This is a genomic window from Streptomyces sp. NPDC031479, from assembly GCF_055581065.1.
Map to the genome: position 1 here is coordinate 110,516 of NZ_JBVIKC010000008.1, position 23,070 is coordinate 133,585.

General features: G+C 71.8%; 20 protein-coding genes. 8 read left to right on the plus strand and 12 right to left on the minus strand.

The window, feature by feature from the left end; translation table 11 throughout:
• Positions 1–49: 49 nt before the first annotated feature.
• Genes ACZ5D2_RS11940 through ACZ5D2_RS11950 form a run of 3 tightly spaced genes read right to left on the minus strand, consistent with a single transcriptional unit; the run spans position 50 to position 2,714 of the window.
• The gene (locus ACZ5D2_RS11940) at positions 50–913 is read right to left on the minus strand and encodes a metal ABC transporter permease (protein ID WP_371678612.1); all 864 of its coding nucleotides are present in this window, start codon (positions 911–913) and stop codon (positions 50–52) included.
• The gene (locus ACZ5D2_RS11945; RefSeq protein WP_371678613.1) at positions 913–1,728 is read right to left on the minus strand and encodes a metal ABC transporter ATP-binding protein; all 816 of its coding nucleotides are present in this window, start codon (positions 1,726–1,728) and stop codon (positions 913–915) included. The genes ACZ5D2_RS11940 and ACZ5D2_RS11945 overlap by 1 nt, the downstream gene beginning before the upstream one ends.
• A complete protein-coding gene (locus ACZ5D2_RS11950) occupies positions 1,728–2,714 on the minus strand; it encodes a metal ABC transporter substrate-binding protein (RefSeq protein WP_371678614.1) in 987 nt (328 codons plus the stop codon). The genes ACZ5D2_RS11945 and ACZ5D2_RS11950 overlap by 1 nt, the downstream gene beginning before the upstream one ends.
• A 154-nt stretch (positions 2,715–2,868) precedes the next feature.
• Between ACZ5D2_RS11950 and ACZ5D2_RS11955 the strand changes: the two genes are divergently transcribed.
• Positions 2,869–4,251, plus strand: coding sequence for a glycine--tRNA ligase (locus ACZ5D2_RS11955; RefSeq protein ID WP_371678615.1), 1,383 nt, complete (start codon positions 2,869–2,871; stop codon positions 4,249–4,251).
• Between the two features lie 81 nt (positions 4,252–4,332).
• Here the strand turns inward: ACZ5D2_RS11955 and ACZ5D2_RS11960 are convergent, their stop codons facing one another.
• The 4 genes from ACZ5D2_RS11960 to ACZ5D2_RS11975 form a co-directional block, all read right to left on the minus strand.
• Positions 4,333–5,067 carry a VC0807 family protein gene (locus ACZ5D2_RS11960; protein WP_371678616.1) on the minus strand — a complete coding sequence of 245 codons (735 nt, stop codon included), beginning with the start codon at positions 5,065–5,067 and terminating at the stop codon, positions 4,333–4,335.
• Positions 5,068–5,224: 157 nt separating this feature from the next.
• Positions 5,225–5,818, minus strand: coding sequence for a TetR/AcrR family transcriptional regulator (locus ACZ5D2_RS11965; RefSeq protein WP_371678617.1), 594 nt, complete (start codon positions 5,816–5,818; stop codon positions 5,225–5,227).
• A gap of 21 nt (positions 5,819–5,839) precedes the next feature.
• Complete coding sequence (locus ACZ5D2_RS11970) at positions 5,840–6,892, minus strand: aldo/keto reductase (RefSeq protein ID WP_371678618.1); 1,053 nt, start codon at positions 6,890–6,892, stop codon at positions 5,840–5,842.
• 91 nt (positions 6,893–6,983) lie between these two features.
• Positions 6,984–8,432 (minus strand): MFS transporter, encoded by a 1,449-nt coding sequence (locus ACZ5D2_RS11975; protein ID WP_371678619.1) that lies wholly within the window; start codon positions 8,430–8,432, stop codon positions 6,984–6,986.
• Between the two features lie 34 nt (positions 8,433–8,466).
• On the opposite strand from ACZ5D2_RS11975, the gene dusB reads away from it, so the two are divergent.
• The 4 genes from dusB to ACZ5D2_RS11995 all read left to right on the plus strand — a co-directional run bounded on the left by dusB (position 8,467) and on the right by ACZ5D2_RS11995 (position 14,698).
• On the plus strand, positions 8,467–9,627 hold the full coding sequence (dusB, locus tag ACZ5D2_RS11980; RefSeq protein ID WP_371678620.1) for a tRNA dihydrouridine synthase DusB: 1,161 nt from the start codon (positions 8,467–8,469) through the stop codon (positions 9,625–9,627).
• A 366-nt stretch (positions 9,628–9,993) separates the two neighbouring features.
• Positions 9,994–12,702 (plus strand): pyruvate, phosphate dikinase, encoded by a 2,709-nt coding sequence (ppdK, locus tag ACZ5D2_RS11985; protein WP_266838908.1) that lies wholly within the window; start codon positions 9,994–9,996, stop codon positions 12,700–12,702.
• Positions 12,703–13,125: 423 nt separating this feature from the next.
• Positions 13,126–14,154 (plus strand): ArsR/SmtB family transcription factor, encoded by a 1,029-nt coding sequence (locus tag ACZ5D2_RS11990; protein ID WP_371678621.1) that lies wholly within the window; start codon positions 13,126–13,128, stop codon positions 14,152–14,154.
• A 139-nt stretch (positions 14,155–14,293) separates the two neighbouring features.
• Positions 14,294–14,698, plus strand: a complete 405-nt coding sequence (locus tag ACZ5D2_RS11995) for a VOC family protein (protein WP_266838906.1) — start codon at positions 14,294–14,296, stop codon at positions 14,696–14,698.
• A gap of 6 nt (positions 14,699–14,704) precedes the next feature.
• Here the strand turns inward: ACZ5D2_RS11995 and nirD are convergent, their stop codons facing one another.
• From nirD to ACZ5D2_RS12010, 3 genes are read right to left on the minus strand one after another with little or no spacing between them, the layout of a single operon-like run.
• Positions 14,705–15,037: a nitrite reductase small subunit NirD gene (gene nirD / locus ACZ5D2_RS12000; RefSeq protein WP_266838905.1), complete on the minus strand. Its 333-nt coding sequence runs from the start codon at positions 15,035–15,037 to the stop codon at positions 14,705–14,707.
• On the minus strand, positions 15,034–17,559 hold the full coding sequence (gene nirB / locus ACZ5D2_RS12005) for a nitrite reductase large subunit NirB (RefSeq protein WP_371678623.1): 2,526 nt from the start codon (positions 17,557–17,559) through the stop codon (positions 15,034–15,036). The genes nirD and nirB overlap by 4 nt, the downstream gene beginning before the upstream one ends.
• Before the next feature lies 1 nt (position 17,560).
• Complete coding sequence (locus ACZ5D2_RS12010; protein WP_371678624.1) at positions 17,561–18,850, minus strand: NAD(P)/FAD-dependent oxidoreductase; 1,290 nt, start codon at positions 18,848–18,850, stop codon at positions 17,561–17,563.
• Between the two features lie 157 nt (positions 18,851–19,007).
• On the opposite strand from ACZ5D2_RS12010, the gene ACZ5D2_RS12015 reads away from it, so the two are divergent.
• From ACZ5D2_RS12015 to ACZ5D2_RS12025, 3 genes are all read left to right on the plus strand, one after another.
• Positions 19,008–20,303: a ferredoxin reductase family protein gene (locus ACZ5D2_RS12015; protein WP_468928811.1), complete on the plus strand. Its 1,296-nt coding sequence runs from the start codon at positions 19,008–19,010 to the stop codon at positions 20,301–20,303.
• A 121-nt stretch (positions 20,304–20,424) separates the two neighbouring features.
• On the plus strand, positions 20,425–20,709 hold the full coding sequence (locus ACZ5D2_RS12020) for a hypothetical protein (protein ID WP_371678626.1): 285 nt from the start codon (positions 20,425–20,427) through the stop codon (positions 20,707–20,709).
• Between the two features lie 37 nt (positions 20,710–20,746).
• On the plus strand, positions 20,747–21,523 hold the full coding sequence (locus ACZ5D2_RS12025; RefSeq protein WP_371678627.1) for a sulfite exporter TauE/SafE family protein: 777 nt from the start codon (positions 20,747–20,749) through the stop codon (positions 21,521–21,523).
• A 28-nt stretch (positions 21,524–21,551) separates the two neighbouring features.
• Here the strand turns inward: ACZ5D2_RS12025 and ACZ5D2_RS12030 are convergent, their stop codons facing one another.
• Entirely contained in the window at positions 21,552–22,220 is a 669-nt protein-coding gene (locus ACZ5D2_RS12030; RefSeq protein ID WP_371678628.1) for a class F sortase, read from the minus strand.
• Positions 22,221–22,369: 149 nt separating this feature from the next.
• Positions 22,370–22,912, minus strand: coding sequence for a hypothetical protein (locus ACZ5D2_RS12035; protein ID WP_371678629.1), 543 nt, complete (start codon positions 22,910–22,912; stop codon positions 22,370–22,372).
• Positions 22,913–23,070 lie beyond the last annotated feature (158 nt).

Below are 23,070 nucleotides of genomic sequence, written 5' to 3' on the forward strand. Positions count from 1 at the left end.
GTTCCTCCTCGTTTCGGCCTCGGCCCATTGTGCCAGGCGGCCGTCCCTCTCAGACTGTCACGTCATCCCGCGTACAGACCTCCTCCGCCGCGCGGGCGGACGCCGCGCGGCGCCGGGCCAGGGGCGCCGAGACGGCCGTCAGGGCCATGAACACCGCGATGGCGAGCAGCACGATCGCGGCGCCGGACGGCGCGTTGAGGTAGTACGTGGCGGTCGTGCCGACCAGGGAGACGGTGAGGCTGATGCCGATGGCCAGCCCCAGCGTGGCGGCGAAGCCCCGGGTGATCCGCTGCGCGGCCGCGACCGGGATCACCATCATGGCGCTGACCAGCAGCAGTCCCACGATGCGCATGGCGACCGTCACGGTGACGGCGGCGGTGACCGCGATCAGCAGGTTCAGCAGGCGCACCGGCAGGCCGGTGACCTTGGCGAACTCCTCGTCCTGGCAGACGGCGAAGAGCTGTCGGCGCAGGCCGAGGGCGACGGCGAGGACGAAGGCGGCGAGGAGCGCCATCGCGGTGACGTCCTCGGGCGCGACGGCGGTGATCGAGCCGAACATGGGGCCCAGGAGCTTCGCGGTGGAGCTGCCGCCGAGGTTCACGATCATCACGCCGCCCGCCAGGCCGCCGTAGAACAGCAGCGACAGGGCGACGTCGCCGCTGGTCCTGCCGCGGGAACGGATCATCTCCATCGCGACGGCGCCGACGACCGCCACGAGGGTGGCCATCCACACCGGGCTGGTGTTGGTGACGAGGCCGAGCGCGACACCGGTCATCGCGACGTGGCCGAGGCCGTCGCCCATGATCGCCTGGCGGCGCTGGACCAGGTACGTGCCGATCGCGGGCGCCGTCACGCCGACCAGTGCGGCGGCGATCAGCGCGCGCACCATGAAGGGGTCGTTGAGGAAGCCCATCAGCTCAGCAGTCCCGTCCGCAGGGGTTCGGCGTCGTGCGCCGAGTGGGGGTGTACGTGGTCGTGGCCCGGCAGGGCGTGCTGCCCCACGGCCTCGGGGGGCGGGCCGTCATGCGTGACGCAGCCGTCGCGCAGTACGACCGCCCGGTCGATCAGGGGTTCCAGGGGACCCAGCTCGTGCAGGACCAGCAGGACGGTGGTCCCGGCCTCGACCTGGCGGCGTACGGCGTTGGCCAGGACCTCCTGGTTGCCCAGGTCCACGCCGGCCATCGGCTCGTCCATGATCAGGAGTTCGGGTTCGGCGGCGAGCGCCCGGGCTATGAGCACGCGCTGGTGCTGGCCGCCGGAGAGGGCGTTGACCGAGGCGTCGGCGTGGCCCTCCATGTCCACCAGGGACAGGGCGTGCTCGACGGCGGCCTTGTCGGCCCTGCGCAGGATCCCGAAGCGGGTGCGGGTCAGCCGGCCGGAGGAGACGACCTCGCGGACGGTGGCGGGTACGCCCCCGGCGGCGGTGGTCCGCTGGGGGACGTAGCCGATCCGCGACCACTGGCGGAAGCGCTTGAAGTCGGTGCCGAAGAGGGACAGCTCGCCGGAGGTCAGGGGGACCTGGCCGACGACGGCGCGGACGGCCGTGGACTTGCCCGAGCCGTTGGCGCCGAGCAGGGCGACGACCTCACCCCGGTGCACGGTGAGGTCGACCCCGCGCAGCACGGGGCGCGAGCCGAGCGAGGCCGTGGCCCCGCGCAGGGATATGACGGTCCGGTCCTGGCCCTCTTGCGGCGTGGACTGCATGGTGCGCGCCTCCGTTACTGCCATTACTTGCTCCCGAGTGCCTTCTGCAGGTTCTTCAGGTTGGAGCGCATGACCTCGAAGTAGTCGGCGCCCTGGGACGAGTCGGTGATGCCTTCGAGGGGGTCCAGGACATCGGTCTTGAGGCCGGTGTCCCGGGCGAGGGCCTTGGCCGTCTTGTCGCTGGCCAGGGCCTCGAAGAACACGGTCGTCACATTGTCCTTCTTCGCGACGGCCTGGAGTTCCTTCATCCGGGCCGGGCTGGGCTCGGCCTCGGGGTCGACGCCGGAGATGCCCTCCTGGTGCAGGCCGTAGCGCTCGGCGAGGTAGCCGAAGGCGGAGTGCGTGGCGATGAAGGTCTTGGTGGCCGTGTTCTGCAGGCCGTCCTTGAACTCGGTGTCCAGGGCGCCCAGCTTGGCGACGAGTTCACCGGCGTTCTTGCGGTAGTCGGCCGCGTTGGAGGGGTCGGCCTTCTCCAGTGCGGCGCCGACGCCCTGGGCGATCTCCGCGTACTTGACGGGGTCCAGCCACACGTGGGGGTCGGTTCCGGCCTCGCCGTGGTCGTGCCCGTGGTCGTGCCCGTCGTCCTCGCCCTCGGCCGCGTGGTCGTGGCCCTCGTGCCCGGCGGCGGAGTGGGTCTCCAGCTTGGTGAGGGTGGCGGCGTCGACGACGTTCTTCGCGCCGGACAGCTCGACGGCCTTGTCCACGGCGGGCTGGAGGGTCTTGAGGTAGAGCACCACGTCGGCGTCGCCCAGCTGCGAGGTCTGCCGGGGGGTGATCTCCAGGTCGTGCGGTTCGACGCCCGGCTTGGTGAGGCCCGTGACCTTCACGTGGTCCTTGCCGATCTGCTCGGCGAGGAACTGCAGCGGGTAGAACGACGCCGTCACACCCAGTCTGCCGCCCTTGTCGTCACCGGGCTGGGCTCCGGCTCCGGAGCAGGCGGTGAGGGCCGTCGCGGCCAGGGCGACGGCACCGGCGAGGGCGGCGGTGGGTATGAGGCGTCGTACGTTCATGACATCCATTTTCATCAAAGATGGAAACGATTGTCAAAAGCCCCGGTGAGCGGACTGCCGTCCTCCGTAGAAGGGGTCCCCGATTTGATAGGCGGGGTGCGGGCGCCGGTAACCTAAAGACTTCGCCGTTCGTCCTCGTAATGAAGAGAGCACCGTGGCCGCCGACAAGATCGAAACCATCGTCAGCCTGAGCAAGCGCCGTGGCTTCGTTTTCCCGTGCAGTGACATCTACGGCGGCTCCAGGGCTGCCTGGGACTACGGCCCGCTCGGTGTCGAGCTCAAGGAGAACATCAAGCGCCAGTGGTGGAAGGCGATGGTCACCGGGCGTGAGGACGTCGTCGGCCTCGACTCTTCCGTGATCCTGGCCCCCGAGGTGTGGGTGGCCTCCGGCCACGTCGCGACCTTCTCCGACCCGCTCACCGAGTGCACCTCCTGCCACAAGCGCCAGCGTGCCGACCACCTGGAAGAGGCGTACGAGGCCAAGCACGGCCGCCTGCCCGCCAACGGCCTTGCCGACGTCAACTGCCCCCACTGTGGCGTGAAGGGCCAGTTCACCGAGCCCAAGCAGTTCTCCGGCATGCTGGAGACCCACCTCGGCCCGACCCAGGACACCGGTTCCAAGGCATACCTGCGCCCGGAGACCGCCCAGGGCATCTTCACCAACTTCGCCCACGTGCAGACGACTTCGCGCAAGAAGCCCCCGTTCGGCATCGCGCAGATGGGCAAGTCCTTCCGCAACGAGATCACGCCGGGCAACTTCATCTTCCGCACGCGCGAGTTCGAGCAGATGGAGATGGAGTTCTTCGTCAAGCCGGGCGAGGACGAGCAGTGGCAGGAGTACTGGATGGCCGAGCGGTGGAACTGGTACCGCGGCCTCGGTATCCGCGAGGAGAACATCCGCTGGTACGAGCACCCGAAGGAGAAGCTGTCCCACTACTCGAAGCGCACCGCCGACATCGAGTACCGCTTCAACTTCGGTGGCAACGAGTTCTCCGAGCTGGAGGGCGTGGCCAACCGCACCGACTTCGACCTCAAGGCGCACTCCGCCGCCTCCGGCCAGGACCTGACGTACTTCGACCAGGAGGCCGGCGAGCGTTACACGCCGTACGTCATCGAGCCGGCGGCCGGTGTGAACCGCGCCATGCTCGCCTTCATGCTCGACGCGTACAACGAGGACGAGGCCCCCAACGCCAAGGGCGTCATGGAGAAGCGCACCGTCATGCGCCTCGACCCGCGCCTGGCGCCCATCAAGGTCGCCGTCCTGCCGCTGTCCCGCAACGCGACGCTGTCGCCGAAGGCCAAGGGCCTGGCCGCCGACCTGCGCAAGAACTGGAACATCGAGTTCGACGACGCCGGTGCCATCGGCCGCCGCTACCGTCGCCAGGACGAGATCGGTACGCCGTTCTGCGTCACCGTCGACTTCGACACCCTGGACGACAACGCGGTGACCGTGCGCGAGCGCGACACCATGAAGCAGGAGCGCGTCTCCCTGGACCAGATCCAGAGCTACCTCGGCAGCCGTCTGCTCGGCTGCTAGGTCCCGACGCGAGAAAGCCGGTGGCCCGGTGCGCGATCCGCGCACCGGGCCACCGGCTTTCGTGTGTTCCTGCGCGGCGGGTCAGGCCGCGGGGGTTCCTCCGGCGGTCTGCACGGCCGGCTGCCCGGCCGCCTGCGCCGCCGCCTCGGCCGCCCGCCTCTCACCCTCGGCCTGGGAGCGCTTGCCGTAGCGGGTCGTCCACACCGCCAGGCCGATCATGGTCCCGTAGATCATGAACGGGCTGATCACCACCATGGTCGAGGTGCTCAGGGCGAAGGCCAGGGCGATCCGGACCAGGGCCTCGATGACGTAGGCGGCGCCCCACACCAGGGTCATGCGGCGCATCGTGGTGCGGAAGCCCTCGTACTGCCACAGGCCGTTCCACCAGGCGGTGCTCTCCGGAGTGCCGTCCGTGGCGAACTTGCGGCCGAAGTAGAAGATCAGCGGGCGGGCCGTGGCCAGGGTGGCCAGGCAGAGCAGCCCGAACAGGCCCGTCACGCCCGAGTCCTTGATCAGCAGGGCCCGCGCCGAGTGGGCGCCGATGAGCGAGACGACGGCGGTGATCACCAGGAACACGATGGTGACCAGGGCGAATTCGTCGAGCTTGCGCCGCCAGGCCACGACGATGGCGGTGTCGAGAACCGCCCAGGCGCCACTGATGAGCAGCGCCGCGAACTCGCTCCAGCCGTGGTCCTTGAGCGCGTTGTACGTGAGGATCGGCGCGACCACATTCAGGCCGATCGTCAGGATCCAGCTGACGGCGGCGGCCGCGCCGGAGCGCGCGGGAGGTGCGGGACGTGAGACGTCGGTGGACAAGGTTCCCCCTGGAACGTACATGGTGAAGTGTGCGGTAAGGGGACCGTAAAGAAATGACAGGGACATGTACAAGTTGGCTGACCCAAAATGATCGCCAAGCCGTCCGGAGGGTTTCATTCCGGATGGTGGGTTTCGTTCCGGACAGCGGAGTCCCAGGTCAGGCGCGCAGGCCTCGGATGATGAGCGAGGTGACGGCCTCGAACTCGGGCACGATCGTCGGCGAGATCCAGTCGGCCGCGTACTGCGGATCGTGGAAGCGCCCGGTGGCGTCGAACACGGCGCGGGCGGCCGCGGGGACATCGGGAGCGGCCAGGGTGCCGGCCGCGACGCCCTCGGCGATGATCCGTGTCAGCTGGTCGATGAGCTGGGTCAGGTGGGCGTCGACCACCCCGCTGTTCTCGGCCAGCAGCACGGTGTAGGTGGCGAACAGCTCGGGATCCGCCCCGGCCTTCTTCCGCTTGGCCTCGAAGAGGGCTTCGAGCCACGTCTCCAGCTTGGTGGGGGCCGCCTCGGCCGGAGCCGAGGCGATGCGCTCCAGCACGACCACGCTCTTGGCGAGCCAGCGGTCCGTGACGGCCTCGCGCAGTGCCGCCTTCGACGGGAAGTGCCGGTACACGCTGCCGTGGCTGACGCCCAGGGCGCGCGCCACGTCCACCACGGTCGCCTTGCCCGGGCCGAAGCGCCGCAGCACCTCCTCGGTCGTTTCGAGGATGCGCTCGGGGGTCAGGGGCTCGGCGGCAGCGGAGGGCATGGGTACGACCGTACCGCCCGCTCAGTGCTCGCTGTCCAGGTGGGCCATCTGGGCCGCCGGGTAGCGATCGCCGGCCGCCGCTCCCGCCGGGACCGCCGCTTCGACGGCCGCCAGGTCCGCCGGGGTCAGCTCCACCCGCATGGCACCGAGTGCCTCCGCCAGCCGGTCCCGGCGCCGGGCCCCGACCAGCGGCACGATGTCGACGCCGTGGCGCGGCCCCTGGGCGAGCACCCAGGCGATGGCGGTCTGCGCGACACTCACGCCCTTCTCCGCGGCCACCTTGCGCAGTACCTCGACCAGGTCGAGGTTGCGCTGGAGGTTCTCGCCCTGGAAGCGGGGGCTCATCCCGCGGAAGTCGCCCGGGGCCAGCTCGCGGTCGCGGGAGAAGTGGCCGCTGATCAAGCCGCGGGAGAGCACCCCGTACGCCGTGATCCCGATGCCGAGTTCTCTGGCGGTCGGCAGGATCTCGTCCTCGATGCCGCGGGAGATCAGGGAGTACTCGATCTGGAGGTCGGAGATCGGGGCCACGGCGGCGGCCCGGCGCAGGGTGTCGGCGCCGACCTCGGAGAGGCCGATGTGCCGTACGTGTCCCGCCTGCACGGCCTCGGCGATGGCCCCGACGGTTTCCTCGATCGGGACGTCCGGGTCCACGCGGGCGATCCGGTAGACGTCGATGTGGTCCCGGCCGAGCCGCTGCAGGGAGTAGGCCAGGAAGTTCTTCACGGCCGCGGGCCGGCCGTCGTACCCGGTGAAGCCGCCCTCGACGGTGCGCAGGGCTCCGAACTTGACGCTGGTCAGCGCCGCCTCGCGGGCGGCCGCGGGGGCGGTGCGCAGGGCTTCGTTGATCAGCAGCTCGTTGTGGCCCATTCCGTAGAAGTCGCCGGTGTCGAGCAGCGTGTTCATCCCGGCGGGAGCCGCTTCGAGGAAGGCGTGGACGGTCGCGAGGGACTCGGAGCGGTCGGCCTCGCCGTAGAGCGCGGACATGCCCATGCAGCCCAGCCCCAGGGGGAAGACGGTGGGGCCCGTGGCGCCGAGCGTGCGGGGGGTGGCGGTGGTGTTCTCGTGTGTCGTCATGGAACAACAATGGCATGACGGGTGACAGATTTCAATATCTGTCACCCGTCGGTGTGAAGCGCCCGCGGTCCCGCCGCGGACCGGTGGCCCGTCAGGCCATGGGGGGAGCGGCCGCCGCCGCGGGGCTGGGGGCCGGTTCGAGCTCGCGGGCCGTGCGCCGGGCCGTGGCATCGGCCCACGCGCCGGTCGTCGCCGCGCCCACGAGCAGGACCAGCAGCCCGCAGGCCGTGATGATCCACCAGGCGGGCCGGGTGGCCGCCGCGAAGTCCCCGCCGCCCGCCGTCCCGGCCGCCAGCACCGCGCCGATCACCGCGACGCCCAGCGCCCCGCCGGTCTGCCGGCTGGTGGAGGCCACGGCGGCCGCGACCCCCGCCTGGGCGCGCGGCATCCCGGAGATCGCCGTATTGGTGATCGGGGCGTTGACCAGGCCGAAGCCGATGCCGAAGAGCACGTACCCGGCGAACATCAGGGGGGTGGAGCCCTCCGCCGAGAACGCTGCGAACAGCAGCCCGCTCGCCCCCATCGCCACCCCCGCGATCAGCAGCGGGAGCCGCGGCCCCCGGGTGGCGACCAGCCGGCCGGCCAGCGGCGCGCACAGGAACGCCGGCACGGCCATCGGCAGCATGTAGAGCCCGGCGTCGAGGGCGCCCAGCCCCCGTACGTCCTGGAGGTAGAGGGTGTTCAGGAAGAGGAACCCGGACAGCGCGGCGAAGGCGCTCACCGCCATCACCGTCGCCCCGCTGAACGGCGCGCTCCGGAAGAACCGGGGGTCGATCAGCGGCTCCGCGCGCCGGGGCTCGTAGACGATCAGCGCGGTCAGCGCGGCCACGGCGGCCAGGGCGCAGCCGACGATGACCGGGGAGGTCCAGCCGGCCGCCGGGCCCTCGATGATCCCGTACGTCATCGCGCCGAGCAGGACCATGACCAGCAGCTGGCCCACCGGATCGGACCGGCGGGGGTGCTCGGCCCGGGACTCGGGGAGGTAGCGCAGGGTCAGGGCGAGGGCGAGGAGGCCGACGGGCAGGTTCACCCAGAAGATCGACCGCCAGCCGACGGAGTCCACCAGCAGGCCGCCGATCAGGGGCCCGGCGGCCATGGAGATGCCCACCACCGCACCCCAGACGCCGATGGCGCGGGCGCGTTCCTTCGGGTCCGTGAACGTGTTGGTGATGATCGACATGGCGACCGGATTGAGCATCGAGCCGCCGACGGCCTGGACCATCCGGAAGGCGATCAGCCATTCGAGGGTGGGGGCGAGCGAGCAGAGCGCCGAGCCCGCGGTGAAGAGGACCAGGCCCGCCGCGAAGACCCTGCGGCGCCCGATCCGGTCGGCCGTGGACCCGGCCAGTATCAACAGCGAGGCCAGGACCAGGGTGTACGCGTCGATCGTCCACTGCATGCCCGAGACCGAGGCGTGCAGTTCGTGGCGCATCGAAGGGAGCGCGACGTTCAGGACGGTGTTGTCGAGACTGACGATGAGCAGGCTCATGCAGCAGATCGCCAGGACGAGCACGCGCCGCCGGTGACTCATGTGATGCATGCCGCCGATAGTACGTCTAACTAACAACAAGGGCATGCGCGACAATGGGGGGATGACCACGCTCCCCCCGCCGCTCGCGATCGGCCCGCACACCGTGCAGCCCCCGGTGGTGCTCGCGCCGATGGCCGGCATCACCAATGCCCCGTTCCGCACCCTCTGCCGCGAGTTCTCGGGCGGCAAGGGGCTGTTCGTGAGCGAGATGATCACGACCCGCGCCCTGGTCGAGCGCAACGACAAGACCATGCAGCTGATCCACTTCGACGCGACGGAAAAGCCGCGCTCGATTCAGCTGTACGGGGTGGACCCGGTGACGGTCGGCAAGGCCGTCCGGATGATCGTCGAAGAGGACCGCGCCGACCACATCGACCTCAACTTCGGCTGCCCCGTCCCCAAGGTCACCCGCAAGGGCGGCGGCTCGGCCCTGCCCTACAAGCGCAACCTGCTGCGGGCGATCCTGCGCGAGGCCGTCGCGGGCGCGGGCGACCTGCCGGTGACGATGAAGATGCGCAAGGGCATCAACGACGATCACCTCACCTACCTCGACGCCGGCCGGATCGCCGTCGAGGAAGGGGTCACCGCCATCGCCCTGCACGGCCGCACCACCGCCCAGCACTACGGCGGGACGGCCGACTGGGAGGCCATCGCCCGCCTCAAGGAGCACGTGCCGGAGATTCCGGTGCTCGGCAACGGCGACATCTGGTGTGCGGAGGACGCCCTGCGCATGGTCCGCGAGACGGGCTGCGACGGCGTCGTCGTGGGGCGCGGCTGCCTCGGGCGGCCGTGGCTGTTCAACGACCTGGTGGCGGCCTTCGAGGGCAGGCCCGAGGACTTCCACAAGCCCACGCTGCGCGAGGTCGCGGCCACGATGGTCAGGCACGCGCAGCTGCTGGGGGAGTGGATCGGCGACGAGGCGCGCGGGGTGATCGACTTCCGTAAGCACGTGGCCTGGTACCTCAAGGGCTTCGCGGTGGGGTCCGAGATGCGGGGGAAGCTGGCGGTCACCTCCTCCCTGGCCGAACTGGACGCTCATCTGAGCGAGCTCGATCTGGATCAGCCGTGGCCCGAGAGTGCGGACGGTCCGCGCGGCCGGACGTCCGGAAACAACCGGGTTGTCCTGCCCGAGGGCTGGTTGAACGATCCGTACGACTGCGCCGGCGTGAGCGAGGACGCCGAGCTGGACACCTCCGGGGGCTGACAAATCGCCCTCCGTGCGGCGTGATATACGCCACGCATGGGAGGGGTTTCGCTCAGATGAGCACATAAGTCACGGGTAAGACTTTCAAAGGGTGGCACTGGGTGCCACCCTTTGTGCGTTCAAGACTTGAACGCAAATGTATCGATGATCGCTCATCCGAGCGTGATCAGGCCTCAAAACCCCCCTCTCCCTTCGGGTTCTGAATGCTGCGGGCCGGTTTTCCTTACCCGTGAGTTACTTTCGATGTGGTGGCGCACGGGTGGTTACAGCCGCATGACGGCCAAGTGGACGTACCCAGAAGCCTTCGATCTGGGTATGTTCCTGGCCGTCAGGGCAGCCACCCGAGTCCTCGAGGAGTCGAGACCCGTGTCGGAAAACAAAGATCAGAAGTTCGTCTACGACTTCACCGAGGGCAACCGGGACCTCAAGGACCTTCTCGGCGGCAAGGGAGCCAACCTCGCCGAGATGACCAACCTTGGTCTCCCCGTGCCCCCCGGCTTCACCATCACCACCGAGGCCTGCAAGGTCTACCTGGAGAGCGGCTCGGCCCCGGCCGAGCTGCGCGACGAGGTCGGCGCGCACCTCGCCGCCCTCGAGGCGAAGATGGGCAAGAAGCTCGGTCAGTCGGACGACCCGCTGCTGGTCTCCGTCCGCTCCGGAGCCAAGTTCTCCATGCCGGGCATGATGGACACGGTCCTCAACATCGGCCTCTCCGACGAGTCCGTCACCGGCCTCGCCGCCCAGGCGGGCAACGAGCGCTTCGCGTGGGACTCGTACCGCCGTCTCATCCAGATGTTCGGCAAGACCGTCCTCGGCGTCGAGGGCGAGCTCTTCGAGGACGCCCTCGACGAGGCCAAGGCCGCCAAGAAGGTCACCGTCGACACCGACCTCGACGCCGCCGACCTCAAGAAGCTGGTCAAGGCCTTCAAGAAGATCGTCTCGAAGGAGGCCGGCCGCGAGTTCCCGCAGGACGCCCGCGAGCAGCTCGACCTCGCCGTCGAGGCCGTCTTCAACTCCTGGAACACCGACCGCGCCAAGCTCTACCGCCGCCAGGAGCGCATCCCGAGCGACCTGGGCACCGCGGTCAACATCTGCTCGATGGTCTTCGGCAACCTCGGCCCCGACTCCGGCACCGGCGTCGCCTTCACCCGTGACCCGGCCAGCGGCCACGCGGGCGTCTACGGCGACTACCTGCAGAACGCCCAGGGCGAGGACGTCGTCGCGGGCATCCGCAACACCGTTCCGCTCGCGGACCTGGAGGCCATCGACAAGGCCTCGTACGACCAGCTCATGGCGATCATGACGAAGCTGGAGACCCACTACAAGGACCTCTGCGACATCGAGTTCACCATCGAGCGCGGTCAGCTGTGGATGCTCCAGACCCGTGTCGGCAAGCGCACCGCCGGCGCCGCGTTCCGCATCGCCACCCAGCTCGTGGACCAGGGCCTGATCGACGAGGCCGAGGCGCTGCAGCGCGTCACCGGCCACCAGCTGGCCCAGCTGATGTTCCCGCGCTTCGACGAGGACGCGAAGACCACCCTGCTGGGCCGCGGTATCGCCGCCTCCCCGGGTGCGGCGGTCGGCAAGGCCGTCTTCGACTCGTACACGGCCGTCAAGTGGTCCCGTTCCGGCGAGAAGGTCATCCTGATTCGCCGCGAGACCAACCCCGACGACCTCGACGGCATGATCGCCTCCGAGGGCATCCTGACCTCGCGCGGCGGCAAGACCTCGCACGCCGCCGTCGTCGCCCGCGGCATGGGCAAGACCTGCGTCTGCGGCGCCGAGGAGCTCGACGTCGACACCAAGCGCCGCCGGATGACGGTCGGCGAGACGGTCATCGAAGAGGGCGACGTCGTCTCCATCGACGGCTCCACCGGCAAGGTCTACCTCGGTGAGGTACCCGTCGTACCGTCCCCGGTCGTCGAGTACTTCGAGGGCCGCATGCACGCCGGCGCCGACGACGCCGACGAGCTGGTCGCCGCCGTGCACCGGATCATGGCCTACGCGGACCGCGTGCGCCGCCTGCGGGTGCGCGCCAACGCCGACAACGCCGAGGACGCGCTGCGCGCCCGCCGCTTCGGCGCCCAGGGCATCGGCCTGTGCCGCACCGAGCACATGTTCCTCGGCGAGCGCCGCGAGATGGTCGAGCGCCTGATCCTCGCGGACACCGACGAGGAGCGCGAGGGCGCCCTGTCGGCCCTGCTGCCGCTGCAGAAGAAGGACTTCACCGAGCTGTTCGAGGCGATGGACGGCCTGCCCGTCACCGTCCGGCTGCTCGACCCGCCGCTGCACGAGTTCCTGCCCGACATCACCGAGCTGTCGGTCCGCGTCGCCCTCGCCGAGTCCCGCAAGGACGCCAACGAGAACGACCTGCGCCTGCTCCAGGCCGTGCACAAGCTGCACGAGCAGAACCCGATGCTGGGTCTGCGCGGCGTCCGCCTCGGCCTGGTCATCCCCGGTCTGTTCGCCATGCAGGTCCGGGCGATCGCCGAGGCCGCGGCCGAGCGCAAGAACGCCAAGGGCGACCCGCGCGTCGAGATCATGATCCCGCTCGTGGGCACCGTCCAGGAGCTGGAGATCGTCCGCGACGAGGCCGACGGGGTCATCGCAGAGGTCGAGGCCGCCACCGGCACCAGCCTCAAGCTCTCGATCGGCACGATGATCGAGCTGCCGCGCGCCGCCCTGACCGCCGGCCAGATCGCCGAGGCCGCGCAGTTCTTCTCCTTCGGCACGAACGACCTGACCCAGACGGTGTGGGGCTTCTCCCGGGACGACGTCGAGGCCAGCTTCTTCACCGCCTACCTGGAGAAGGGCATCTTCGGGGTCTCGCCCTTCGAGACCATCGACAAGGACGGCGTCGGCTCGCTCGTGCGCCACGCGGTCGAGCAGGGCCGGGCCACCCGTCCCGACCTCAAGCTCGGCGTCTGCGGTGAGCACGGCGGCGACCCGGAGTCGGTGCACTTCTTCCACGAGGTGGGCCTCGACTACGTCTCCTGCTCGCCCTTCCGGATCCCGGTGGCGCGCCTGGAGGCCGGCCGTGCGGCCGCCGAGGCGAAGGGCTCCGACAGCCGCTGAGCCCCGCCGGGAGCGGCCGTGGCCGCTCCCCCCTGACCGCGCCTGTCCCCGGTTGCCTGACCTCCGGGGGCAGGCGCGCCTTCATTTCGAAGGCGGCGGCGAAGCCGGGTATCGCCGCATATTCAACGAAGTCTTTACGGCGCCAGGCGGTGGACGGATCCCCACCCGTCCACCGCCTGCCGCCTATCCGCCAGGCACGTCGGCGCTTCCCTGTGCGACCGACCGCCAGGCCCCGCAAAGCCCCCCACGGCCTTCACGGAGCGTTTCGGTCGCACCGGAGTGTGCCTGGCGGAGTACAGGATTTCGCTTGTCACGCCCCTGCCGAAAGGGGTTTCAACTGTGGCCGAAAGGGCGTGGTGACCACGTGTGACGGCATGCATACTCATAGGGCGGGGGGATTGCGGTTGCACAGCTGGGGGTTCGGTGCTTCGTATCCATTTCACTGGAGTGGACCTGGCACGCGTACGGATGGCAGGACGTCCCGATGCGTTGTGGGAAACGATTCTGAGTTTTCACCGCTTAAGAGACCGGCGTGATGCCCGGTTGTTCGGTGAATGGCGTACGGAAACCCGTAGCCGGTTGAATGGTGAAACAAGGCTGCTGGGTGCGCTCATACCCGCGCGCGGCTATTTCCCGGATTTCCTGACCCCCGCCGAGGGGCAGTACGGATGGGACGTGGGCCTCGACGCCCTGCGCGCGCTCCGGCCCGAACGGCTGCGGCGCGAGCTGTCGCTCGTGGGCGCGGGCGCCGGGACGGGCTTCGGGGCGGCCTTCGGGACCCCCGCGCCGGCCCGGCTGCGGGAGTTCATCGACGGCGGCACCAAACACCTGCCCCGGCTCCTGGGCGAGCTGCGGGGCTACCACCGCGCGGCCGTGGAGCCGTACTGGACCCACATCCAGGCCCAGATAGAGGCGGAGCGGGCGGCGCGCGGCCGGGCGCTGCTGGACGGCGGCGCGGACGAGCTGCTCGCCTCGCTGCCGCCGATGCTGCGCTGGCGGGCCCCGGTGCTGGAGTGCGAGTACCCGGTGGACCGGGACGTACGGCTGCGGGGGCGCGGGCTGCTGCTCCAGCCGTCCTTCTTCTGCCGGCGCACGGCGGTGACCCTGCACGACCCGGAGCTGCCGCCCGTGCTCGTCTACCCGGCCGCGGCCCAGCTGGCCTCCTCGACGGCCGGCGGCGAGGCCGCCCGGCCCGCGGAGGAACAGCGTCAGCGGACCCTGGGCAAGCTGGTGGGCCACACGCGTTCCGTGGTGCTGCGGGCCATCGGCGACGGGGCCACCACCAGCGAACTGGCCCGCCGGGCCGGGGTCTCCCTGGCGTCGGCGAGCCAGCACGCCTGCGTGATGCGCGAGGCCGGCCTGGTGACCACCCTCCGCCACGGCAACGCCGTCCTGCACACCGTCACCCCCCTGGGCGCGGCCCTCCTCAAGGGGGGCGCCGTGGTGTCCTGATCCGGTGCGCACGGCTCTGACCTGCGGTTTCGTGGCGCTGCAAGGAAACTTCGAAAAAGTTTCCCGCGGAGCGATGAGTTCGCCGGGGGGCCACGGTCTACCTCTCGAAAGCACCACACGAGAGAAGAGAGAGACCGAGATGGCCACCATGATCTTCGTCAACCTGCCCGTCAAGGACCTGGAGGCGACCAAGGCCTTCTGGAGCGCGCTCGGTTACTCCTTCAACGCGCAGTTCACCGACGAGAACTGCGCGTCCATGCCCATCACCGAGAGCATCGTCGCGATGTTCCTCACCGAGGCCCGCTACAAGGACTTCACCCACAAGGCCATCGCCGACGCCACCACCACCTCCGAGGTGCTGCTCTGCCTGAGCGCCGAGAGCCGCACCGCGGTCGACGCGCTGGTCGACGGGGCCCTGGCGGCCGGGGCCACCGAGCCCCGGCCCGCCCAGGACCACGGCGTCATGTACGGCCGGGCCTTCGACGACCTCGACGGCCACACCTGGGAGATCATGTGGATGGACCCCTCGATGGTCCAGGGCTGACCTGCGCTACGAGGCCGCGGCGGTCCGCACCGGATACGTCCGGACCGCCACCTCCTCGTCGTCCAGGCAGCGCCCCGACTCCAGGTCGAAGCGCTGCTTGAGCAGCGGCGAGGCCACGAACGGCCGGCCCGCCGCCCACCCCAGGAGCCCGCGCGACAGGACGTGCGCGCCGGTGAAGGGGTCCTGGTTGCCGATCGCGTACGGGCGCCCGGCGCGGTCGAGGAACACGGCGGCCTGGCTCCCGTCCGGCAACAGGGCGGCGACCCCCCGCCCCGGGGTGAGCGAGGACAGCTCGCACACCGTCAGCCAGCCTTCCGCCACCCGCAGTTCTACGCTCATCGGACGGGACCTCCCACGGTCAGGACGGCCAGGTCGGGCTTGACCTGGTCGCGTTCGGGCACGAACTTCACGGTCGGGTCGGGGGCGCCGGGGGCGTTGACGAAGGACACGAACCGGCGCATCCGCTCCGGGTCCCGGAGGGTCTCGGCCCACTCGTCGCGGTAGTGCGCGACGTGGTCGGCCATCAGCGCCTCCAGTTCCGCGCACAGTCCGAGCGAGTCGTGCACGATCACGTCCCGCAGGTGGTCCAGGCCCCCCTCCAGCCGGTCCAGCCAGGTCGACGTGCGCTCCAGCCGGTCCGCGGTGCGGATGTAGAACATCAGGAACCTGTCGATGAGCCGGACCAGTTCGGCGTCCGACAGGTCCTGCGCCAGGAGGTCGGCGTGGCGCGGGACGGCCCCGCCGTTGCCGCCGACGTAGAGGTTCCAGCCGTTCGCCGTGGCGATGATCCCGAAGTCCTTGCTCTGGGCCTCGGCGCACTCGCGGGTGCAGCCCGAGACCGCCGACTTCAGCTTGTGCGGGGCGCGCAGGCCCCGGTAGCGCAGCTCCAGGTCGATGGCCATGCGGACGCTGTCCTGGACCCCGTAGCGGCACCAGGTCTGCCCCACGCAGGACTTCACCGTCCGCAGGGCCTTGCCGTAGGCGTGGCCGGATTCGAATCCTGCGTCGACCAGGCGCGCCCAGATGCGGGGGAGCTGGTCCACGCTCGCGCCGAAGAGGTCGATGCGCTGGCCGCCGGTGATCTTCGTATAGAGGCCGAAGTCGCGGGCCACCTCGCCGATCACGATCAGCTTGTCCGGCGTGATCTCCCCGCCGGGGATGCGCGGGACGACCGAGTAGGAGCCGTTGCGCTGCAGGTTCGCGAGGAAGTGGTCGTTGGTGTCCTGGAGGGCGGCCTGCTCCCCGTCCAGGACGTAGCCGCTCGCGCCCAGGGTGGGGGCGAGGGAGGCGATGACCGAGCCGACGGCCGGCTTGCACACCTCGCAGCCCTCCCCGCCCCGGGCCTCCTCGCGGCCGTGACCGTCGAGGATCTCCCGGTACGAGGTGAGGCGACGGGTGCGGACGATCTCGTAGAGCTCGGCGCGGGTGTACGGGAAGCAGCCGCACAGCCCCTTGTCGGCGGCGGCCGGCAGCAGCTGGCCGATCACCTTCAGGCAGCCGCCGCAGCCCGTGCCGGCCTTGGTGCACTTCTTGACCTCGGGCAGGGTCGCGCAGGCGGTGATCGCCTTCTTGGTGACGTTGTGGCAGGAGCAGATCACCGCGGTGTCCGGGAGCGCGGCCGGGCCCAGCTGGGTGGCGGGGCCGAGCCCGGCGGGCAGGACCAGCTGCTCCGGGGCGACGGGCGGGACGCTGCCGGTGAGCGGGCGCAGCAGCCCGTACGCGTCGGCGTCGCCGACCAGCACCCCGCCGAGCAGGACCCCGTCCGCGGAGACGACGAGCTTCTTGTAGACGCCGCTGCGCGAGTCGGACCAGACCACGTCCAGGCTGTCGGGGGAGGTGCCGTGCGCGTCGCCGAAGGAGGCCACGTCCACGCCGAGCAGCTTCAGCTTGGTGGACAGGTCGGCCCCGGTGAACTCCCGTTCGCGCCCGAGCAGGTCCTCGGCGGCCGTCTCGGCCATTTCGTAGCCCGGTGCGACCAGGCCGTACACCCGGCCGTCGCAGGCCAGGGCGCACTCGCCGATGGCGTAGATCCGCGGGTCGGAGGTGCGGCAGCGGGAGTCGACGGCGATCCCGCCGCGTTCGCCGACGTCCAGGCCGCTGTCGCGGGCGAGCCCGTCGCGGGGACGGACCCCGGCGGAGAAGACGACGAGCTCCGTGTCGACGGTGGAGCCGTCGGAGAGCCGCATCCCCGTGACCGCGCCGTCCTCGCCCGTCAGCACCTCCTGGGTGCCGACGCCGGTGTGCACGGTCAGTCCCATGGATTCGATGGTCCGCAGCAGGGCGGCGCCACCGCCCTCGTCCACCTGGACGGGCATCAGCCGGGGCGCGAACTCCACGACGCGGGTGGCGAGTCCGAGGCCCTTGAGCGCCCCGGCCGCCTCCAGGCCGAGCAGGCCGCCGCCGACGACGGCGCCGGCGGTGCGCGTCCTGGCGTACTCCTCGATCGCGAGGAGGTCCTCGATCGTGCGGTACACGAAGCAGCCTGGGGCGTCCTTGCCGGGGACGGGCGGCACGAAGGGGAAGCTGCCGGTCGCCAGGACCAGGACGTCGTACGGGAACACGTGCCCGGAGCGCGAGGTGACGGTGCGCGCGTCCCGGTCGATGCTCTCGGCGGGGTCGTCGAGGTGCAGCGCGATGCCGTGCCGCTCCATGAACCCGTCCGGGACGAGGGACAGGTCCTCGGGGGTGCTGCCGGAGAAGTACGAGGTCAGGTGTACGCGGTCGTAGGCGGGCCGGGGCTCCTCGCAGAGCACGGTGATCCGGTGCGTGGCGGTGGCGCCGCGTTCGGCGAGGGCCTCCAGGTAGCGCTGGCCGACCATGCCGTGGCCGATCAGCACGATCGCGGGCAGGGGCTCGGTCATGTCAGTGGCCTCCGTCGTCGGTGAGCAGGTGGAACAGGTCGTCCAGTGATTCGTCGCCCTCCCAGCTGCGAGCGAGGGCGCCCACGGTGGAGAGCTCGCCCAGCAGCACCCCGCCGACGAGCCGGTCGCCGCGGACGACGACCTTGCGGTAGGTGCGGCGGGTGGCGTCGGCGAGACGGACCACGTCGTCGCCGGGGAGCGGGGTCGGCTCGCCGAAGGCGGCGAGGTCGAAGGGGCCGGTGCCTGCGGCGCTCAGGGTGAGGCGGGTCAGGGCGCGGGTCCCGGTGTAGCCGGCCGCGCGGTCGCCGGCGGGCCCGCGGCCGGTGGCGTCCGCGCCCGTCAGGACCGCCGCCAGGGCGTCGGCCTGTTCCAGGGCGGGGCCCGCCAGGCCGTACACCCGGCCGGCGTGCTCGGCGCAGTCCCCGATGGCGTGGACGCGGGGGTCGCCGGTGCGCAGCCGGTCGTCGACCACCACGCCCTTGCGGACCTCCAGCCCGGCGGCGCGGGCGAGTCCGGTACGGGGGCGCACGCCGCAGGCGAGCACGACGAGGTCGGCGTCGAGGCGGTAGCCGTCGGCGAGTTCGACTCCGGTGACCCGGCGGGCGGCGTGGCCCGGCCGGGCGGCGGGGGTGCCGGGGGCGGTGGTGGCGGCGGTGGTCAGGCCGCGGACGCGGCAGCGCGTGTGGATCTCGACGCCGAGGGTGGTCAGGTGTGCGTGCAGCAGCGCGGAGGCGTCCGCGTCCAGTTGGCGCTCCATCAGGCGCTCCGCCTGCTGCGCCAGGACCACCTGCGCGCCCCGGGCGGCCAGCGCGCGGGCGGCGGAGACGCCCAGGAGCCCGCCGCCGATCACCACCGCGCGCAGGTCCGGCCGTACGGCGGCGGCCAGGGCCAGGCAGTCGTCCATCGTGCGGAACGCGTGTACCCCGTCCGGGAGTTCCCGCCCGCCCGGGGTGAACAGCCCGCGCAGCGGCGGCAGCACCGGGTTCGAGCCGGTGGCCAGCACCAGCGTGTCGTACGTCTCCACGCTGCCGTCGTCGCAGTGCACCCGCCGCTCGGCGCGGTCGACGCGCACGGCCCGCACCCCGCGGCGCAGCACGGGACCGGGGTCCGGGAGGGCGGTCACCGCGGGGGCGTACCGGCCCGCCAGGACCTCGGCGAGCAGGACCCGGTTGTAGGGGGCGTGGGTCTCCTCGCCGAGGACGCTCACCTCCGCGGCCGGGCCCAGCCGCGCGGCGAGCCGCAGGCCCGCCAGGCCGCCGCCGATCACCACCACACGCTGTTGCGAGGTCATGGCACGAGCGTGCGGGCTCGCTGTTTCCCTGCCGCATCACCTCTGTTACCCGGGCGGAACGCCGACCTCAGCGCCCGGATTAAGGGCCGGTGAGGCCTTCCTCAAGGCGCCCTTAAGGACCACCGGGAGGGCTGCGGAGGCCCTTAGCGTGGGCGCCATGCGAGATGTGGCGGTGCGGGTCAAGGGCGGGATGCTGGGCGGCGCGGGGCTGGTGGTCCTGCTCTGGGCCGCCCAGGTGCGGCCCTCGGCCCGGCTCGACGCGCTCTTCGCCACCGCCGCGCACCTGACCGGGCTGCTCGCCGGGTACGGGATCCTCGTGCTGCTGTTCCTGATGGCCCGGGTGCCCGCCGTGGAGCACGGCGTCGGCGGCGACCGGCTCGCCCGCTGGCACGCGCTGGGCGGCCGCCACGTGCTCCTCCTCTGCTTCGGGCACGGGCTCCTGGCCCTGCTCGGCTACGCCGTGCACGAGGGGGTGGACGCGCTCTCCGCCGGCCGGGGGCTGCTCGGCTACCCCGCGCTCGCGGCCGCCGCGGCCGGGACCGGTCTCCTGGCCGCGGTCGGGGCGACCTCCGCCCGCGCCGTACGCCGCCGCCTCGCGCACGAAACCTGGCGCGGGGTGCACCTGGTCGTGTACCTCGCCGCCGCCCTGGCCTTCGGGCACCAGCTCGCCGGGCCCGATCTGGCGGTGGCCGCCTGGTTCTGGGCCCTGGCCCACGCCCTCGTCGGCGTGTTGCTGGTCTGGTACCGGGCCGTGGTGCCCGTACGGCAGGCCCTCCGGCACGCGCTGCGCGTCGCCGAGGTACGCGCGGAGGGCCCCGGGGTGGTCTCCGTCGTCGTGCACGGGCGGGACCTCGCGGAGCTGCGGGCCGAGCCCGGACAGTTCCTGCGCTGGCGGTTCCTGCGGCGGGGGCTCTGGTACACGGCGCTGCCCTTCTCGCTGTCCGCGCCGGTCAGCGGCGCCACCCTGCGGATCACCGTCAAGGGGCTCGGCGGGCACTCGCGGCGGATCCGCCGGCTGCGTCCCGGTACGCGGGTCGTCGCCACGGGGCCGTTCGGGGCGCTCACCGCCGCCCGGCGGACGCGGCCCAAGGTGCTGCTGATCGCGGGCGGGGTCGGGATCACCCCGATGCGGGCCCTGTTCGAGACGCTGCCCGGCGGGCCGGGCGACATCACCCTGCTCTACCGGGCCGGGGCCGAGGAGCAGCTCGTGCTGCGGGACGAGCTGGAGGCCATCGCGGCTGGGCGGCGGGCCGGGCTGCACTACCTGCTCGGACCGTCCGACGGCCCCTACGACCCCCTGGCCCCGCGGGCGCTGACCGTGCTCGTCCCGGACCTGGCGGAGCACGACGTGTACCTGTGCGGGCCGCCCGCGATGGCGGAGGCGACACGCGCGGCGCTGCTGCGTGCGGGGGTGCCGGCCGGGCGCGTCCACAGCGAGTGCTTCAGCTTCTGACCCGGCCGCGGACGGCCCCCGGCTTCCCCTTGCTCGCCCTTGCCCATGCTGCCCGCCACCCGGCTTCCCCCGGCCGCCCGCCCCCGCGTCTTCGATCCGCTTCCGAGAGGTCCCCCGCGCCATGCGCCATCCCCTGCACGTCGCCGTGCCCGTGTCCCCGCCGGACGCCGCCGCGCCGCGCGCCGCCGCCCGGCACCGCAAGCCGCGCCGGGACTCCGTCCTGCGGGCCGGGACGGCCGGGCTGGTCCGCGTACCGCCCGCGCGGCGGCTCGCGGCGGGGCTGGGGCTGGCCGGCGTACTGGCCGCGACCGCGCTGACGGCATGGGTGGAACCTGCTGCTCCGGTGGCCCCGGACCGGGTGCCGGCCGGGCGAAGCTCAACCTTTGCGCAAGTTTCCCGGGATTGATGGATGGTGCATGGAACCTGTCCCTAGGGTCGGGTCCGTGCCTGACATATCAATCACCATGATCATCGTGCTGTGCGTGGCCGCAGCCGCCGCCGGCTGGATCGACGCGGTGGTCGGCGGCGGCGGACTGCTGCTCCTGCCCGCCCTGCTGCTCGGCCTGCCGCACGCCCACCCCGCCACCGTGCTCGGCACCAACAAGGCGGTGGCCATCGTCGGCACCACCGGTGCGGCCGTCACCTACGCGCGCAAGGCCCCGGTCGACGTGAAGCTCGCCGTCCGGATCGGTCTGGCCGCCCTCGCGGGATCGATGGGAGGCGCGGCCCTCGCGGGCGGGATCAGCAAGGACGCGCTGCGCCCGCTGATCATGGGGGTGCTCGTGGTGGTGGCCGCCGTGGTGATCTTCAAGCCCGGTTTCGGCGCCGCCCCCTCCGCCGCGCCCGTCTCCCGGCAGCGGGTGCTGCTCGCGATCGGCCTGGCCGGCCTGGGCATCGGCTTCTACGACGGCCTCATCGGGCCCGGTACCGGCACCTTCCTGGTGCTGGCCCTCACCGCCCTGCTCCACCTCGACCTGGTCACCGCCTCCGCCACCGCCAAGATCGTCAATGTGTGCACCAACGCGGGGGCGCTCGCGATGTTCGCGTACCAGGGGATGGTGCTGTGGCAGCTGGCCGCCCTGATGGCGGTCTTCAACCTGGCCGGGGGGATGATCGGCGCCGGGATGGCGCTCAAGAAGGGCAGCGGTTTCGTCCGCGGCGTCCTGCTGACGGTGGTGGGCGCGCTGGTGATCAAGCTGGGTCTCGAACAGTGGGGGTGACCTGGGTGACCGGGGTGGCCGGCGGGGGTCAGTACGTCCCGGTGAGGTGCGCGAAGACCACCACGTTGCCCTGGTAGCCCGTGCGCGGCGAGAAATCGCCGCCGCAGGTGATCACCCGCAGCTCCGCGCGCGGCGAGGGGCCGTAGACGCGCGCGTCCGGGAACGCCTTGGCGTCGTAGACCTCGACCGCGTGGACCGTGAAGACGGCCGTGCGTCCGTCCGCGCGGGCGACCTCGATCACGGCTCCCCGGCGCAGCGCGCCCAGGTGGTAGAAGACGGCCGGGCCGCTGGCGTCGTCGACGTGGCCCGCGATGAGGGCCGTGCCCGTCGCGCCGGGAGTGGTCCCGTCCCGGTACCAGCCCGCGAGGTCGCGGCGGGTCGGCGGGGGCACTTCGAGACCGCCGTCGCGGTCGAGGCCGAGCCCGGTCAGCGGGGCGTCGACGCGGATGGACGGGATCCGGATCCGGGTGGGCGGGGAGCCGGTGAGCGGGGCGATGGCCCCCGGGTAGCGGTCCTGCGTGCTCAGCGCCTCGGCGGGGGAGGGCAGCGGGGGCCCGACGGGCTCACGGGAGCCGCTGGTCACGAGCCAGATGCCGATGCAGGCGGCGACCGCGACCAGCCCGGCGGGACCGCGCCGTCCGGTCGGACCCCGGCCGGCCGCGAGGCGCCCGCGCGGGCGCCGGAAGCCGCCGTGCATGCCTACCCCCTCGTCGTGCCGTTCCGTTCCGTGGGTTGCCGTTCGGAGGACTGGCCGTCGCCCGGCCCCGCGAACGGGGGGGACCTCGCGGGGCGGGCGACGGGGGGCGGTACCGGTCGGACCGCGGCCGGGGCCGCGGTGGGCGCCCGTCAGCTCCGCGTGCCGCTCGCCCGGCGACGCAGGAGCCAGGTACCGCCGACGGCGGCCGCGGCCAGGGCGACCGCTCCCGCCGTGATCTTGGCGGGGTCGGTGGTGGTGGTCGTGCCACCGCCCACCCCGGTGTGCACGTGGCCCTGCGGGCCGTGCTCGGTGACGACCAGGTCACCGGTGGCGAACTTGCCGTTCGCGCAGGTCGCGCCGATGCCGTAGGTGCCCGGCCGGAGGCCGTGGTCGACCCGGAACTGTCCCTCGACCACTTCCTTGTGCGTGCCGGGGACCAGCTTGAAACGCCCTCCGCCGACGGTGCTGGCGTCTCCCTCGGCGAGGCTGCCCGAGCCGCAGGCCTTGGTGTTCACGGTGACCGTGGCGCCCGGGGTGGCGGACTTCGGCCAGACCTCCAGCACGGCGAAGTCCCCGGGTGCGAATCCGGCCATGCCGAGGTCCGCGGCGGCCACCGCTCCGGCGACCGGGCCGGCGAAGGCGACGGCGGTCAGCGCGGTGGCGGTGAGCACGTGGGCGGTGCTGCGGCGCATGGGTACTCCTGGGGACACGGGGTCGTGTTCCGAGGAAAACCGGCCGGTCCGGCGCGCGCCTGCTGAAGCACCGTCAGATTTCCCGCGAGGTGACCCGCGGGACGGGATCCGTGCACGTCAGACCCCCTGGAAGGGCATCAGGGTGCCCCCACCCCGTC